This is a genomic window from Streptomyces sp. NPDC046887 (assembly GCF_040644755.1).
Lineage (GTDB): Bacteria > Actinomycetota > Actinomycetes > Streptomycetales > Streptomycetaceae > Streptomyces > Streptomyces lichenis.
This window is the reverse complement of the sequence record NZ_JBEYXH010000010.1, coordinates 45,206-60,558: the sequence shown is the minus strand read 5'-3', so window position 1 is coordinate 60,558 and position 15,353 is coordinate 45,206. Positions and strand designations below refer to the sequence as shown.

Annotated in this window: 14 protein-coding genes; 2 read left to right on the top strand and 12 right to left on the bottom strand. The window is 72.9% G+C overall.

Annotated elements, in window-relative coordinates:
- Window positions 1–40: 40 nt before the first annotated feature.
- The 3 genes from ABZ945_RS12705 to ABZ945_RS12695 form a co-directional block, all read right to left on the bottom strand.
- Window positions 41–1,588, bottom strand: a complete 1,548-nt coding sequence (locus tag ABZ945_RS12705) for a hypothetical protein (protein WP_361267564.1) — start codon at window positions 1,586–1,588, stop codon at window positions 41–43.
- A complete protein-coding gene (locus ABZ945_RS12700; protein ID WP_361267562.1) occupies window positions 1,579–3,561 on the bottom strand; it encodes an ATP-binding protein in 1,983 nt (660 codons plus the stop codon). Before ABZ945_RS12700 ends, ABZ945_RS12705 begins: the two co-directional genes overlap by 10 nt.
- Window positions 3,562–3,824: 263 nt before the next feature.
- Window positions 3,825–4,757, bottom strand: a complete 933-nt coding sequence (locus ABZ945_RS12695; protein ID WP_361267770.1) for a fibronectin type III domain-containing protein — start codon at window positions 4,755–4,757, stop codon at window positions 3,825–3,827.
- Between the two features lie 239 nt (window positions 4,758–4,996).
- On the opposite strand from ABZ945_RS12695, the gene ABZ945_RS12690 reads away from it, so the two are divergent.
- Complete coding sequence (locus ABZ945_RS12690; protein ID WP_361267560.1) at window positions 4,997–5,626, top strand: hypothetical protein; 630 nt, start codon at window positions 4,997–4,999, stop codon at window positions 5,624–5,626.
- Window positions 5,627–5,722: 96 nt separating this feature from the next.
- Window positions 5,723–6,373, top strand: a complete 651-nt coding sequence (locus ABZ945_RS12685) for a TIGR03086 family metal-binding protein (RefSeq protein WP_361267558.1) — start codon at window positions 5,723–5,725, stop codon at window positions 6,371–6,373.
- Window positions 6,374–6,417: 44 nt separating this feature from the next.
- Here ABZ945_RS12685 and ABZ945_RS12680 read toward each other — a convergent pair whose 3' ends face one another.
- From ABZ945_RS12680 to ABZ945_RS12640, 9 genes are all read right to left on the bottom strand, one after another.
- Window positions 6,418–7,314 (bottom strand): GNAT family N-acetyltransferase, encoded by an 897-nt coding sequence (locus ABZ945_RS12680; RefSeq protein ID WP_361267556.1) that lies wholly within the window; start codon window positions 7,312–7,314, stop codon window positions 6,418–6,420.
- A gap of 288 nt (window positions 7,315–7,602) precedes the next feature.
- Entirely contained in the window at window positions 7,603–8,952 is a 1,350-nt protein-coding gene (locus tag ABZ945_RS12675) for a nucleobase:cation symporter-2 family protein (protein ID WP_361267768.1), read from the bottom strand.
- A gap of 426 nt (window positions 8,953–9,378) precedes the next feature.
- The gene (locus ABZ945_RS12670; protein WP_361267554.1) at window positions 9,379–10,776 is read right to left on the bottom strand and encodes an 8-oxoguanine deaminase; all 1,398 of its coding nucleotides are present in this window, start codon (window positions 10,774–10,776) and stop codon (window positions 9,379–9,381) included.
- 48 nt (window positions 10,777–10,824) lie between these two features.
- On the bottom strand, window positions 10,825–12,123 hold the full coding sequence (locus ABZ945_RS12665; protein WP_361267766.1) for a nucleobase:cation symporter-2 family protein: 1,299 nt from the start codon (window positions 12,121–12,123) through the stop codon (window positions 10,825–10,827).
- A gap of 388 nt (window positions 12,124–12,511) precedes the next feature.
- The gene (pucL, locus tag ABZ945_RS12660) at window positions 12,512–13,435 is read right to left on the bottom strand and encodes a factor-independent urate hydroxylase (RefSeq protein ID WP_248634339.1); all 924 of its coding nucleotides are present in this window, start codon (window positions 13,433–13,435) and stop codon (window positions 12,512–12,514) included.
- 8 nt (window positions 13,436–13,443) lie between these two features.
- Complete coding sequence (gene uraH / locus ABZ945_RS12655; protein WP_248634338.1) at window positions 13,444–13,833, bottom strand: hydroxyisourate hydrolase; 390 nt, start codon at window positions 13,831–13,833, stop codon at window positions 13,444–13,446.
- Entirely contained in the window at window positions 13,830–14,342 is a 513-nt protein-coding gene (gene uraD / locus ABZ945_RS12650; RefSeq protein ID WP_361267551.1) for a 2-oxo-4-hydroxy-4-carboxy-5-ureidoimidazoline decarboxylase, read from the bottom strand. Before uraD ends, uraH begins: the two co-directional genes overlap by 4 nt.
- A 267-nt stretch (window positions 14,343–14,609) precedes the next feature.
- Complete coding sequence (locus ABZ945_RS12645; RefSeq protein WP_361267549.1) at window positions 14,610–14,987, bottom strand: helix-turn-helix domain-containing protein; 378 nt, start codon at window positions 14,985–14,987, stop codon at window positions 14,610–14,612.
- The gene (locus ABZ945_RS12640) at window positions 14,984–15,238 is read right to left on the bottom strand and encodes a thiamine-binding protein (RefSeq protein ID WP_248634335.1); all 255 of its coding nucleotides are present in this window, start codon (window positions 15,236–15,238) and stop codon (window positions 14,984–14,986) included. The genes ABZ945_RS12645 and ABZ945_RS12640 overlap by 4 nt, the downstream gene beginning before the upstream one ends.
- Between the last annotated feature and the right edge of the window lie 115 nt (window positions 15,239–15,353).

Sequence of the window (15,353 nt, the reverse complement as noted above, 5' to 3'; positions counted from 1 at the left end):
CACAGCGCCAGGGGGCGGAGCCGTCCCCCAGGGGCTCGCCCTAGTCCAGCAGCTTCACGAAGTGGTATCTGCCCCACTCGTCCGCGGGCCGGACCGCGCCCCAGGCGCGCAGCTCCACCAGCGCCATCGGGCGGCCGGCGGGTTCGCCGGTGGCCTGGTCGAACGCGATGGGGCCGCTGACCCCGCGTACCGGGTTGCCGCGGTTGATCTGCCCCAGCTCGTTGCGGACGGTCTCGGCGTTCACCCGGTCCCTGCCGTAGGTCTCCAGGGCGTGGCGGGCGGCGGTGCCCACGGTGTAGACGGCGTCATGGCCGAGCATCGCCTGTCCGTCACCGAGGTCCTTGGGCGTACCGCCGTTCACCCGGAGGTAGCTCTCCGCGAAGGCGGCGTACGGGCTGCCGCCCTTCCCGTACAACCGCGCCGGCACCTGGGGATGGGTGTACGCGGTGTAGCGCACCCGCAGTCCGCTGTCCCGCCAGCGCCGGTCCAGCTCCTGGAGCTCGGAGCCCGGTGGCGGCCCGCCGGCGGCGGACGCGGAGGCCAGGTCGGTGTCGAAGTAGACGCCGACGGTGCTCGATCCGGACAGCACCATCACGGGGCAGCGGCGGCCGCCCCGGCCCGCGGCCTCGATCAGCCTGCGGATCTCACGGCCGCGGCCCGCGAAGAACACGGCGTCGGGCGGGTCCTCGGCGTCGCAGATCTTGTCGGCGACCCCCAGCAGCGCGTTGCCCGCGCCTCCGTCGCCGCCGGAGCGGAAGGGGATGACCTCCTCCTCGACCTTCAGGCCGGCCTTGGCGGCGGCGGCGTCGAACCCGGCGTCCAGGGTGGAGTTGTACTCGTCGCCCTTCTTCCAGTCCCGGACCTCCTGGACCCGGAACCCGGGATCCTTGGCCTGTAGTTGCTTCAGATACCGGACCGCGGCGGCGGCTTGCATTCTGGCCGGAAAGGACACCCGGAAGAACTCGGGCGGAGTGGTGGCGAGCGCGTCGGCGGCCACCGTCGCGCCCACGGTGGGAATCTGCGCCGCCCGCAGCCGCTCGACGGCCCGCTTGGTGTGCGCGTTGCTCTGCCCTATCCCCGCGACCGCGACCAGCCGGTCCTCGGCCCGGCGTTCGACCAGCATGGCGGCGGCCTTCTCGGCGTGGGCGTCGCCCCGGCCGGTGTTCACCAGCAGCAGCCGGATACGCGGCAGGGTGTCCCGGTCGGCGTTGAGGGCGAGCTGCGCGAGATGGGCGCCGGTCACCGCCTGGCGGGTCGTCTCGCGGCCGCGGTCCTCACCGCCGCCCGACATGGACTCCATGTAGGCGACGGTCACCGACCGCTCGCCCGACGCGTCGACCCTGCGGTTCTCCTGGTGGATGCGGGCGCTGATGTCGGCCAGCCCCGGGAAGGCGTACGAGCCGTCGCTGACGCCGACGCACTCACCGCCGCCCGTCCTGGCCACGCCGTCGGCACACTGCGTCCGGTTCCGGTACACCTGGGACGCGCCGAAGACCAGGGCGGCGGCCACCACGAGCACGACGGCGGTCCGCAGGCCCCAGTTGGGCGGTTCCTTCGGGAGGCGGATCACCCGCTGGTTCACTGCCACGGCATCTCCCTGAAGTGGCCCGCCTTGTTCAGCAGCACGGAGGCCCAGGCCACCCGGTCGGGCAGGACATGGGTGTCGGCGGTCACCAGGGTGTGCAGCCGGGCGTTGACCTCGGTGTAGAGCTCCGCGTACGGGTCGCCGAGCGGGTCCCGGTAGGGGTCGCCCGCCCGGTCCGGCTCCAGCGGCTCGGGAGCGATCCAGCTCGCCGCGAGGAGCCGGGTGACGGTGCGCAGCCGCGGGTCGACGCCTTCGTCGCCCAGGTGCCGCACGAACCGCTCGAACGGCCCCCAGGGCCCCGTCAGGGTGCCCGGCGCCTCGCCGCCCACCACGGACGCGGGCAGCGGCGCCCTGCGCAGCCGGGTCAGTTCCGCGTACCAGTCGTGGGGGCCCACCCGGTCGATGAGCCCGTCGAGGAAGGTGGCCGCGGCGGGCAGGTCGCCGCAGGCCAGAGCGTGGTACGCGGCCGCTCGCGGCTCGTCCAGCCCCTCGGCCTCCGCGCGCCGTTCGGCGTGTACCGCGGCCGGATCGTCCAGCGCGGACCGCAGAAGGCGGCGCAGCAGGGGGTGGGGCGTCTCGACGGGGCCGTCGGCGGCCTCGTCACCGGTGTCGTGGTGCAGGGTGCGCAGGGGATCCGTGCAGAACGCGTTGAAGGACTGTTGGAGGGCCACGCCCGCCCCCAGCAGTTCGGGGGTCACCTGGGCCTGGGCCAGGTCGGGGACGACCGAGGCGCGTAACAGGGCCTGGTACAGCTCGCTCTCCTGGTGATCGAGCCCGATGGGGAGCAGTCGTTCCAGCAGCCGGGCGGCGAGCCCGCCGGAGGGGGCGAAGACCTGCCGCAGCCGTACCTCCCAGGGCAGGGAGCGGTCGCATGCGAGGAGTGCCGCCAGCACCTGCCGGGTGCCCTCCGGCTGGCCGCGGGTCAGTTCGTACACGGCCCAGCCCAGCCAGCGGGTGCCGTTCTCGACGCGGGGCGGGGGAACCGCGCCCGCCTCCTCCATGATGTCCCTGGCCTGGAGGTCCACCTCGGCCCGCGTCAGATCGGGCAGCCGGCCCACCATCAGCCCCTCGTCGATCGGCTGCGGGGTGAAGGCGGGGCCGGACTGCGGGCCGACGGGGACGGCGGGCAGTCCCTGCGGGTAGCTGCCGGCCGTGGCCAGCACGACCAGGGGATCGGTGTCCGACGTACGGGCCTCGCGCAGCAGCCGCAGCACGTCGCGGCCGAGCCGGTTGTCGACGTTGTCGAGGAGGACGAGGCTGCGGACGGCCCAGTCCTTCCCGCGGTAGCAGCGGCGCAGATCGTCGATGAGGGCACGGCAGGCGAACTGCTCGGCGAAGCCCCGCTGGCCGGGCAGACCCTCGTGGTAGGCGCGGTTGAGGGCGACGAGCAGGCCGAGCCCGGCCCCGGCGGTACGGCCGCGCAGGACCGGCGACAGCCCGAGCCTGGTGCGCGCCAGCACGCCGCTCTGCTCGGCGAGCGGCAGCAGTTGCAGGACGTAGCCCACCGCGGCCGGCAGTCCGGCCACCCCGGCCGCGATCTGGGCGAGTTGCAGCACCAGGCTGAGCCATCCGCTGCGCGGCCGGGCCAGTTCCGCGCCGACGGCCTTCCTGGCCGCCTCGTCGCTGAGCCCTCTGATCGGGACCGCCAGGGCCTGCACGACGATGTCGAAGGCCCGGAACTGCACCTTCTTCACCTGGGGTTCGTGCTGGGGCAGCCCGGCGGCGATGGCGGCGAGCACATCGACGGGCTGCTCGTCCCTCCCGGCCCGCTCGGCGACATCGAGCCAGGCGCGCGGGACGCCGTGCGCCCAGCCGTACAGGTGCTCCAGCAGGGTCGTCTTGCCGCTGCCGCGGGGCCCGAGCAGCAGGGTGATCGGCCGCTGCGGGGTTCCGCCCGGCCCGGGCAGTAACAGGGACTCCATATGCGCCTCGACGGCCCGATCGCGCGCGGACTGCCCCGGCCAGCTTCTGGGCATGGGCCGACCTCCCCCCGGAGGGACCCGCGCCGACGCGGATCCGTGGTCGAGGGACCATACTGGCCCTCCGCCGTGGACTGGCAACCCGCATGGCGCAAAACCCCCAGGTGTCCGGAAACCGGATGCGGGGCCTCCGGCCTGTCCGGCCTCTCCGGATGCGGGGCCTCCGGCCTGCCCAGCCTCTCCGGATGCCGGGACTCCTGCCTGCCCGGCCGCGGGGCCTCCGGCGCCTATCCGGATGCGGGGCGTCCGGTCTATCGGGCCTATCCGGCCCCAGGCGGGACGACGACCGTGCGCTGGGCGGAGAAGTCGCCCCAGGTGCCGTCGGGCAGCTTGGCCCGCAGCTTGACGCTGTAGCGGGTGCCCGGCGGGTCGGTGACGGCGAAGGTGTACGCGGCCTGCCCGGCCGGCGGCTCGCCGCCCCAGACGATGGTGGTGGCGAACTTCCCGTTCAGATACAGCTGGTGCTCCCTGACCGGGGCACCGGTCTCCGGCGGCGTCCAGCGCAGCACCACCTCCCCCTTGCCCGCGGTGGCGGTGAGCCCGGTGGGCGCGGTCGGCTCGTCGCCGCCGGGGCCGGAGCGGGTGGTCAGATCCACCGGGGCACTGTCCGGCGAGGAGTTGTCGGCGGCGTCGCGGGCGCGGACGGTGAAGCTGTAGACGGTGCCGGGCCGCAGCCCCTCCACCCGGGCGGAGGCGGCGGAGCCCGGCACGCTGTGGATACGGGAGTCCTCCTGGTAGACGTCGTACGCCGTCACCCCGGTGTCGTCCTTCGCGGGCCGCCAGTCGAGGACCACCACCCGCGCGGACTCGACCTTCCCGCGCACCGAGGCCGGGGCCGTCGGCGGCTGACGATCGTCCCGCTTCGGCCGCGGAGTGGTGACGGAGACCGCCTTGCTGGGTGCCGAGAGGTTCCCCGCCGCGTCCTTGGCCCGCACGGTGAAGTCATAGGCGGTCCCGGGCTCCAGGCTCTCCACGTCCACCATCGTCTTGGCGGCCGGCAGCGCCTTGACCCGGGTGCCGCGCTGGAACACCTCGTAGCCGGCCACCCCTTCGGCCTCCGCCGCCCGCTCCCACATCACATGCACCGAGGTGGCGCTGCTCGCCTGGACGGTGACCCCGGCGGGCACCGCGGGCGGCACGGTGTCCTTCGGCGCCGCGGCTGCCCCGCCACCGCCGGAGCAGCCGCCGAGCAGCAGCACCGCCGCGCAGACCGGGACGGCGAGCAGGGCGGGGGTATGTCGCACGGCGGCGCCTCCTGGTCCGGCGGGGGATCGGGGTATTGGTCCAGACCTATATGCCACATCCGGAGCCGGGGATTCAAGACCCTGTCACGGGTGGATCGCGTGCGGTTCCGGGCGGTTGTCAGTGGGGGGTGCTTCACTGGATTTCGTCACTCTCCGTGACGGACGGAGTGCGAGGATCGGGGGATCCGATGGCTGACCGGATGACATATCTGACCGCCGACGGGCTGCGTGGACGCGGCTGGACGGACGGGATGGTCGGTGAGCTGCTGGGCTGGCCGGATGTGCAGGGGCGTGATCCCCGGCGCCGGACGGTGGCGCCGGTGCGGCTCTATCTGCTGGCCCGGGTGGAGGCGGTGGAGCGGAGCCCGGAGTTCGCCGGCTGCGCGGAGGCGGCCGGGCGGGGCGGGGCAGCGGCCCGCGCGGCCGCGGAGCGTCGCCGCCGAGCGGTGCTGGCGGCGGTCGCCGCCGAGCCGATCCGGGTCCCGCTGCTGCCGGTGCCCGAGCTGGAGCGCCGTTCCGCCCGGCACCGGCGGCTCCTGGCGGGTGCGTCCCGGTCGGCACCGAGTGCCGAGCCACCGGACGTCTCGGCGGCGACCTCTTCCCGGCCGGTAGGCCTGGCGGGACCGCCCGGTGCGCTGGTGCGCTGGCAGGTCGACTACCTCCAGCACGCACTGGGCCGGTACGACGCCCTGCTCGACGGGCTCTTCGGCACGGTGGGCCGCGCGGAGGCCGAGCGGCTGCTGCGCCGCCGGATCCTGGAGGCCGTCGCCGGGGCCTACCCGCATCTGGCGGCCGAGTGCCGGCGGCGGCTGCGGTGAGGCGGGAAGCGGGGGACGCGGCACCGATGAGTTCGGGCCCCGGGACCGGTCTGCCCTGGTATGGACACTGGCATGGACACAGGTATGGACACAGGTATGGACACGGGCAGGGACACGGGTGTGGACATCGACAACGGCACCGGGACGGGTACGGGCCGGGGATCGGGTGCGGGGCCGGTGCCCGATCTGGGCCCCGCGACCGACCGGGTGGCGGCGCTGCTGGACGGGGTCTCCGACGAGCGGCTGGACGGGCCGACGCCCTGCCCGGAGTACGCGGTACGGGAGCTGCTGGCCCATCTGGAGGGGCTGTCCGCCGCCCTCCGGGACGCCGCGCGCAAGGAGCTCGGCCCCATGACGGACACCGACCCGGGTGCGGAGCGCCCGGTGCTGAGTGCCGACTGGCGTACGGCGCTGCCGCGACTCCTCGGCGAGCTGGCGGAGGCCTGGCGGGCGCCGGAGGCCTGGCAGGGCACCACCCGGGCCGGTGGGATCACGCTGCCGGGCGAGGTGGCTGGCATGGTCGCGTGGAACGAGGTGGTGGTGCACGGCTGGGACCTGGCCCGGGCGACCGGGCAGCCGTACACCGTGGACGAGGCGGCGCTGAAGAGCTCGTACGCGCTGCTGGAGCCCTCGGACGACGGGGCGGGGCTGTTCGGCCCGCCGGTCCCGGTGCCGGACGGCGCCCCGCTGCTGGACCGGGTCATCGGCCGCAGCGGACGCCACCCGGACTGGACCCCGGGCGACTGAGCCCGCCCGGGCGCGAGGAGATGGCCCCGCGCCCGGAGGGGCTGTCAGACGGGCTCGCCCGGCACCAGGTTGATCCGGCTCCTGACCACGGGGTAGCCCGCCGTGGCGAAGGTCGCGGCCATCGGGGTGTTGCCCTGGTCGGTGGCGGCCGCCACCCGCTCGGCGCCCCGCTCGACCAGGTAGTGGGTGCACTCGGCGAGCAGGTCGTAGGCGTAGCCGCGGCCGCGGTGCTCGGGGACGACCCCGATGAAACCGACGCAGGGCCCGGACGGGTTGTGCGCGGGGATGTGGATGCCCGCGAGGGTGCCGTCCGGGGCGTGGGCGACCTGCCACCACTCGCGCGGGGAGGGGCACCAGTGGAAGAAGTCCAGCTCCTCGCGGGCGGCCTGGTCGAGGCCGCCCTCGGCGATGGCCCGCAGGGCGTGGGCGTCGAGGGTGGCGGAGTGGATGCGGCGCAGGGCGTCGAGGAAGACCTCGTCGTCCGGTTCGGGGGCGAAGCGGAGCCGGCCAGGTCGCTCGGGCAGGCCCGCGGCGGGGGTCCAGTCGTACATCAGCCGCTCGACCAGGATCTGGTATCCGGCGTCGCGGGCGGCGCGCAGCCGGGCCTCGCCGGCGGCGAGGGTCTCCGGGTCGTCCCGCCAGCCGGAGGGCAGGTTGAGCTCCAGCTCGACCTGGTGCGGGGCGGTCTTCAGCAGCAGGGCGCCCGCCTCCTCCTCGCCCTCGGCGACGTCGAACCAGTTGATGTTGACCGGCGCTTCGTCCTCGGGGCCGCCCCACCAGGCGCCGCGGGCGACGACCCGGCCGTCGCGCAGGGCGATCCGCTTCCAGTCGGGGCGGTGGACGGTGCGGGCGTGGGCGCGGCGGGCGCCGAGGGGGTCGGGCAGGGTGTCGAAGAGATGGGCGTCGCTCGCGTCGAGCGTGCGGATGACCAGCTGGGTCATGGGTGGGTGTCCTCCGGGACGGTATGCGAGGCGCGCTCCCGGATCGGGCCCTGTCGGCCCGTGTCGGTCCGTCAGACCGGTTACGCCGGGGAGTGGAAGAGGGAGCGCGTGATGACAGAGGTGGACATGTCGGCTCGCCTCCTTCCGGTCCGTGCGGGCGTGAGGGACACGTTAGTCGTACGGGGTGATCATCATCCATGGGTTTCCGGGCCCGCCCGCCCCGGGGCATGCCGAGAGGGTGGGTGCGCCGGTGGCCCGGCGTGCCCACCCCCAGGGGGCGATCCCCGCTCAGTGCACGGGCGCGGCGGTGTGGCCGCGGGTCTCGCCGATCTCCTCCCCGGGCTCCATCGGCGCGGTGACCTCGTCGTCGTCCCGGCGCCGGCCGAGGTGGTTGAAGACGAGGTTGAGCAGCACGGCCATCACACAGCCGGTGGAGATACCGGAGTCCAGGATGATCTTCGCGGTCTCCGGGAAGGCGTGGTAGAACTCCGGCGCCGTGATCGGGATGATCCCGACGGCAAGCGAGACGGCCACGATCAGGACGTTGTTGTCCTTCTCCAGCCCGGCCCGGACCAGGGTCTGGATTCCGCTGGCGGCCACCGAGCCGAAGAGCACCACACCGGCGCCGCCGAGCACCGGCCGGGGGACGACGGATATCAGCGAGGCGGCCACCGGGGAGAGGCCCATCAGCACCAGGAAGCCGCCGCCGCAGGCGACCACGAAGCGGCTGCGGATCCGGGTCATCGCGACCAGGCCGATGTTCTGGGCGAAGGCGCTGCACATGAAGCCGTTGAACAGCGGGCTGATCGCCGAGCCGAGGGTGTCGGCGCGCAGTCCGGCGGCGATGGTCTTCTCGTCGGCGGGGCGCTTGACGATCTCGCCGAGGGCGAGCATGTCGGCGGTGGACTCGGTCATCGACACCAGCATCACCACGCACATGGAGACGATGGCGGCGACGGCGAACTGCGGGGCGCCGAAGTGGAAGGGGGTGGGGAAGCCGACGATATCGGCCTCGGTGACCGGGCTGAAGTCGGTGACGCCGAAGGGTATGGCGACCAGGGTGCCGATCACCAGGCCGATCAGTACGGCGATCTGCTTGACGAAGCCCCGGGTGAAGCGGCGCAGCAGCAGCACCACCAGGAGGGTGATCCCGGCGAGGGTCAGGTAGTCGGTGGAACCGTAGTCGTCGGCCGCGGGGTTGGGGCCCTGGGCCCAGCCGAAGGCGACGGGCAGCAGCGAGACACCGATCAGGGTGATGACGGTGCCGGTGACCACCGGCGGGAAGAACCGGACGAGCTTGCTGAAGTAGGGCGCGGCCAGGAAACCGAGGAGTCCGGCGACGATGACCGCGCCGAAGATGACCGGGATGGCGTCGGCCTTGTTGTCGGTGGTGTCGACGATGGCCAGCATCGGGGCGACACCGGCGAAGGTGACGCCGTTGACGAAGGGCAGCCGGGCGCCGATCTTCCAGACGCCGAGGGTCTGCAGGAAGGTGGCGAGGCCCGCGGTGAAGAGGCTGGCGCCGGTGAGGAAGGTGAGTTCGGTGCCGGACAGTCCGGCCGCGGCGCCGACGATCAGCGGCGGGGCGACTACCCCCGCGTACATGGCGGCCACGTGTTGCAATCCGCTGGTGGCCATCTTCAGGGGCGGGAGGACCTCGTCCACCGGGTGCTTGCGGCCGGTGCCGGGGCCCGGATCGGCCGCGTCGATGTCGGGGCGTGCCGGGTCGGCGGTGGACTCGGCGTCGTTGGGAAACCTGGGCTCAGGGGCCATGTCGGCTCCTCCGGTCGATTTTCACGTCGCGGCGGACGTGGCTTTCAGGGAGGTGGTGCTGGTGGTGCGCCCGGTTGTGTCGCGGTGGGGGGCCGACACGGTTCACCGTGCCGGGGGGTGCGGCGGGCCCGGGTGTCCGGGCCCTGCTGCCGCACCCCCCGGTGCGGCTGCCGCGGATCCCGCTGGGAATCCGCGGCGACCGGTCGGGGGCCGTCCCCCCCGACCGGACTCTGGGGATCGCTCGCCTGGCGGGCCGGCCGGTGGCCGGGCCCGGGCGGGCCGACCGTGCGGTCAGCTCTCGGCGGCGATACGGGCGAGGCGCCGGGCCTCGTCCCGGGTGGAGCGCGCGATGGCGTCCTCGTCCACGGTGATCAGCCGGCTGTCCTCGACGATCTGCCGGCCGTTGACGAAGGACGCGGTGACCGGGGCCGCCGCGCCGAAGACCAGGGCGGTGACCGGGTCGGCGATGGTGGAGTGCCCGATGCCGTCGATCTTCCAGAGGACCAGGTCGGCGAGCTTGCCTGCCTCCAGGGAGCCGATCTGCTCGGCGCGGCCGAGGACTTGGGCGCCGCCGTGGGTGCCGAGCCGCAGTGCCTGGCGGGCGTTGAGCGCGGCCTCACGGTGGGCGCCGAGCCGGTTGATCAGCAGCGCGTTGCGCAGCTCGGTGTGGAGTTCGCCGGACTCGTTGGAGGCGGTGCCGTCCACGCCGAGGCCGACCGGGACGCCGGCGGCGAGCATGTCGGGGACGCGGGCGATCCCGGCGGCCAGCCGGGCGTTGGACGAGGGGCAGTGGGCCACGCCGGTCCTGGTCCGGGCGAAGGCGGCGATGTCGGCGTCGTTCATATGGACGCAGTGCGCCATCCAGACGTCCTCGCCGAGCCAGCCGGTGGACTCGAAGTAGTCGGTCGGCCCCATGCCGAACAGCTCCTTGCACCACTGCTCCTCCTCCACGGTCTCCGAGCCGTGGGTGTGGAGGCGTACGCCGAGCCGGCGGGCGAGTTCGGCGCCCTGGCGCAGCAGTTCGGTGGAGATGGAGAAGGGCGAGCAGGGGGCGACGGCGACCTGGGTCATGGCGTCGAAGCCGGCGTCGTGGTGCTGGTTGACGGTCTCCTCGGTGGCGGCCAGGGCGCCTTCGAGGGTCTCCACGGCGAAGTCCGGGGGCAGTCCGCCGTCCTTCTCGCTGCGGTCCATCGAACCTCGGGCCAGGGTGAAGCGGACGCCCATGTCGGCGGCGGCCCGGATGATGGTGCCGGAGAGGTCGCCGGCGCCCTTCGGGTAGACGTAGTGGTGGTCCATGGCGGTGGTGACGCCGCCGCGGGCCATCATCGCCAGCGAGCCCTGGGCGGCCGCGTGCGCCATCTGCTCGTCGATCCGCGACCAGGTGGGGTAGAGGGCGACCAGCCAGTTGAAGAGGTTGTGGTCGGTGGCCAGGCCCCGGGTGATCCACTGGTAGAAGTGGTGGTGGGTGTTGACCAGGCCCGGGGTGGCCAGATGGCCGGTGGCGTCGATCCGCCGGACCACGTTGTCCAAGCCCTCCGGGGCCCGGCCCGCGCCCAGCGACTCGATGCGGTTGCCGGCGATGACGAGATGGCCGTCCGCGTACTCGGTGTCCTCGGCGTCGACGGTCGCGATGGCGCAGTGCTCGATGACGATGCGCTCGGAAGCGCCGGGGGCTGCCGGGTGTGCCATGGTGCGTCCTTCTTCAGTGGGTGGCAACAGCGTGGGCACGGCAGGGCCCTAGGAGGATTTGAGTGCCGGAGCGGTGGTGCTGCTCCGGGTGCCGAGATGGTGGAAGAACAGGTTCAGCAGGACCGCGGCGAGCGCCCCGGCGCTGATTCCCGAGCCCAGCACGGTCTGCGCCCAGGCGGGGAAGCCGGCGTAGAAGGTGGGGGCGGCGAGCGGGATGATGCCCGCGCCCAGGGCGACGGCGACCAGGATGATGTTGGAGCTGTCGTCGAGTCCGGCTTCGGACAGGGTACGGATGCCGCTGACCGCGATCGAGCCGAAGAGCACGATCCCGGCGCCGCCGAGGACGGGCATCGGCACCAGGGAGACGACCGCGCCGAGGACGGGGAAGGCGCCGAGCACCAGCAGGGCGCCACCGGCGACGGCCACCACATAGCGGCTGCGGACCCGGGTGAGCGAGACGACACCGACGTTCTGGGCGAAGGCGGAGGTGGGGAAACCACCGAAGACGGGCCCGACCAGGGTGGCGATGCCGTCGGTCCGCAGGCCCCGGGTGAGGGTGCGGCCGTCGGTCCGGCGTTCGCAGATCTCACCGAGGGCGAGCATCCCGGCGCTGGACTCGGTCATCAGCACCAGCATCACGATGCACAGGGAGAGGATCGCGGCCGGCTGGAACTCGGGGGCGCCGAAGGCGAAGGGGGCGGGCAGCGCGGCGAGCGGTGCCTCGCGCAGGGCGGTGAAGTCGGCCATGCCGAACGGGATCGCGGCCAGGGTGCCGGTGAACAGTCCCAGCAGCAGCGCCACCTGCTTGACGAAGCCGCGGCCGAAGCGCTGGAAGAGCAGGATGACCACCAGGGTGAAGCCGGCCAGCGCCAGATACCTCATGGCGCCGAAGTCGGCGGCGGTCTTGTCACCGCCCTGGGCCCAGGTGACCGGTACGGGCATCAGCGTCACCCCGATGAGGGTGATCACCACGCCGGTGACCAGGGGCGGGAAGAAGCGCAGCAGCCGCCCGAAGAACGGGCCGACGGCGAGGCAGAAGAGTCCGGCGACCATCACCGCGCCGTAGATGGCGGGCAGTTGGTGCCCCGGGGCACTGGTCTCGGCGATGGCGAGCATGGGCGCGATACCGGCCGAGGAGGCGGCGTTGACGAACGGCAACCGGTTCCCGGCGAACCGGGAGAGCCCGAGGGTCTGCAGGATGGTGGCGAGCCCGGCGATCAGCAGGCTGGCGGCGATGAGCCGGGTCATCCCGGCGGTGTCCAGCCCGGCGGCCTGCCCGATGATCAGCGGCGGGGTGACCACGCCCGCGTACATGGCGGCGATGTGCTGGAGCGCGGCCGGGATCATGCGGGCGGGCGGCAGCTTCTCGTCCACCGGATGGCAGTCGGCGGGGGTGTCCACCGGCTGGCAGTCGGCCGGGGCGTCGGGGCGAAAGCGGTGGCGGTCCGGCGCCGGGGCGGTGTCCGGCCGGACAGGGAGGCCGTCGCGGTCCGCAGGGGCGCGGTCGGCCGGGTGGTGCGGCTCCGCGGGGGCCGCGGCGGCGGGGGAAGCGGGCGGGGCGGGGGTGGAACACGGGCCGTCGGGAGCCGGCCCCTCTGCTGGCTGTGCCATTGCTGTTCCCTCCGGTCCGCCGGCCGCCGGCCCGGCTGCGGGCGGGCGGCGGTCGGCGGGACCTGGCTGTCGGGCGCGGTGCCGCCCGGGGCGGAGGACCGGCGCGGCCGGTCCGCCGCGCGGGTCAGAGGTTGGTCATGTCGACCGGGATCTTCGGCTCGACGCCGTCCCGCAGGATGGTGGCCTCGATCAGGCCGTAGGGGCGGTCCGCGGCGAAGTAGACCTCGTTGTCGTTCTTGAGGCCGAACGGCTCCAGGTCGACCAGGAAGTGGTGCTTGTTGGGCAGCGAGAACCGCACCTCGTCGATCTCGGAGCGGCTGTTGATGATCCGCGAGCCCATCTGGTACAGCGTCTGCTGGAGCGAGAGCGAGTAGGTCTCGGCGAAGGCCTGCAGCATGTGCTTCCTGACCTGCTCGTAGGACCGCTCCCAGTGGGGCATCTTCTGCTCGTCGTCGGTCCAGTTGAACCGCCAGCGGCCGGAGACCTGGGTGGCGAGGATCCGGTCGTACGCCTCCTGCAGGGTGGTGTACTTGTCCTTCACATAGCCCCAGAACTCCGAGTTGGTGGAGTTCATGACGACCAGGTCCTTCAGGCCGGATATGACCTGCCAGCTCTCGCCGTCGTAGGTGATCTCGCTGACCCGGGTCTCCTGGCCCTTGCGGACGAAGGAGTGCTTGACCTCGTCGGAGCCGATGAACTTGGAGTTGGCCTCGGAGGTCTCGATCCGCTCCCAGGCGTACTCCTCGATCCGGATCCGGGCCCGGTGGATCGGCTCCTGCGAGGTGACGAAGTGGCGGGCGAGGTGGATGCCGAACTGCTCGGCGGACTCGATGCCGTACTCCTTGGCGAACGCGTACACCGTGTTCTTGGTGGTGTCGGTCGGCAGGCAGTTGGCGTTGGAGCCGGAGAGGTGGACATCGCTCATGTCGCCGGAGAGGGCGACCGAGACATTGAGGTCCTTGATGTGGTGGGTGTCGCCGTCCCGCGTGATCTTGACGACGCGGTTCTCTGCTTTGCCGTACTGGTTCTGGCCGAGAATCGTGGGCATGGTGTCTGCTAGCTCCCTCGGTAAACGGAGTAGCCGAACGGGTTGAGCAGCAGCGGTACGTGGTAGTGCTCGCCCGGTACGACGGCGAAGGTGATCGCCACCTCGGGGAAGAACGCACCGCTGTCCCTTACGCGGGGGGCGTCCTGCTGCGCCTCGGCTTGCTTCTTGGAGAAGTACGCCTCGGTGTCGAAGTCGAGGCGTACATGGGTGGTGCCCTCCGGCAGCGCCGGCAGGTCCTTGCAGCGGCCGTCCGCGTCGGTGGCGGATCCGCCGAGCGCGGTCCACTCCCCCTCGGCGCCCGGGCGGGCGGCGAGGGTGACGGGGACGCCCTCGGCGGGGCGGCCCACGCTGGTGTCCAGGATGTGCGTGGACACGGAGGCGGTGGTGGCAGTGCTCATGCGGTCGCTTCCTCCACGAGGCGGTTGAGCCGGATGCGGTTGATCTTGCCCAGTTCGGCGCGGACGATCTCCCGCTCCTGCTCGGGCGAGTGGCCGATCCGCTCCTTGACCGCGTCGCGCATCTGCTCACCGGTCCGGCCGGTGGCGCAGATCAGGAAGACATGGCCGAACCGGTCCTGGTAGGCCAGGTTCAGTTCGAGCATCTCCGCCTTGAGTTCCTCGGACGCGCCGGCCATTCCGCTCTGCTCGCGGGAGGAGGTCGGGTCGCCGGGCTTCGGGCGGCCGATCGGCGGGTGCCCCGCCATCGCCTCCCCGAGGTCCTCGGCGGTCAGCTCGGCCATGGCGGCGTCGCTGGCGCCCAGCAGGTCCTCGACGGTGGCGTAGGGGCGCTGGGCGAGCAGTCGGCTCCCCCACGCCGAACTGGCGCACACCTCGTGCAGGGTGTCGCGTGCGTCGCCGTCCGCGGAGGTGTTGAACCGGGCGAGGCCCGGCGTCGTACTCGAAGTCACGGGAGCCTCCGTGGCTGCTTTTCGCTGTGCTGTGGTCGGGCTGCGGATAGCTAACGCCTTGGATGAACGCCCCGTCAACACTTTGTTGAAACTTCGCTGTCAAATCTGGGTGACGGTCGTGCACCGAGGCTCCACAGTGCCTTCCGGCCGCTTCCGGCGGCGCGACGACCGCCCCCTGACACGAAGACGCCGCCGTCCCGGCATCCGGACGGCGGCGCGCTCGACGGGTGGGCCGACCCGGCCCGGGCTCCGCGGGAGCCCTCGCCCTCACTCCCCCTTGGCGGCGTTCTCCCTGTTCAGATAGTTGTAGACGGTGAACCGGCTGACCCCCAGGGCGCCCGCCACCGTCTCCACCCCGTGCCGCACCGAGAAGGCGCCCCGCGCCTCCAGTGCCCGGACGACCGCCTGCTTGGTCTTGCGGTCCAGCTCGGCGAGCGGCATGCCGTGCCGGCGCTCCATCGCGGCGAGGATGTGGTCCAGGGAGTCGGCGAGCTGCGGCAGCCGGACGGCGAGGACGTCCTCGCCCTCCCAGGCGAGGACCACATCGTCACCGATCGCCTGGTCGGGCCCGAGGATCATTCCGCCCATGGCGTCCACCAGCGGCTTGACCGCGGTGACCAAGGGGTGGTCGGCCGACTCGGTCACTGCTCCCCCTCCCCCACCACGTTGACCTGGAGCGAGACGCGGGTGGCGCCGGCGTCCAGCGTCCGGCGCAGCAGCGAGTCCACCGCCGTGAGCACCGCGTCGGCCCCGCCCTCCGCGGTGTTGCCGAACGGCCCCACGTCCACGGCGTCGAGGTCCGCCCCCTCGATGACCTCGCGGGCCACCAGCGCGTGCGCGGGGGCCTCGTCCAGGTCGAAGGGCTCGGTCGTGAACTCCACTCTCAGTCGCTGCATGGACTCACAGTAAGGCCGGGGCATCGGTTTCCGGCCGCCGAGCCCGTACCGGACAAGGCCTCCGGCACCCGGCGCCACGGAACCACCCACCCACCGTCCTTGGAGGAACGCACAA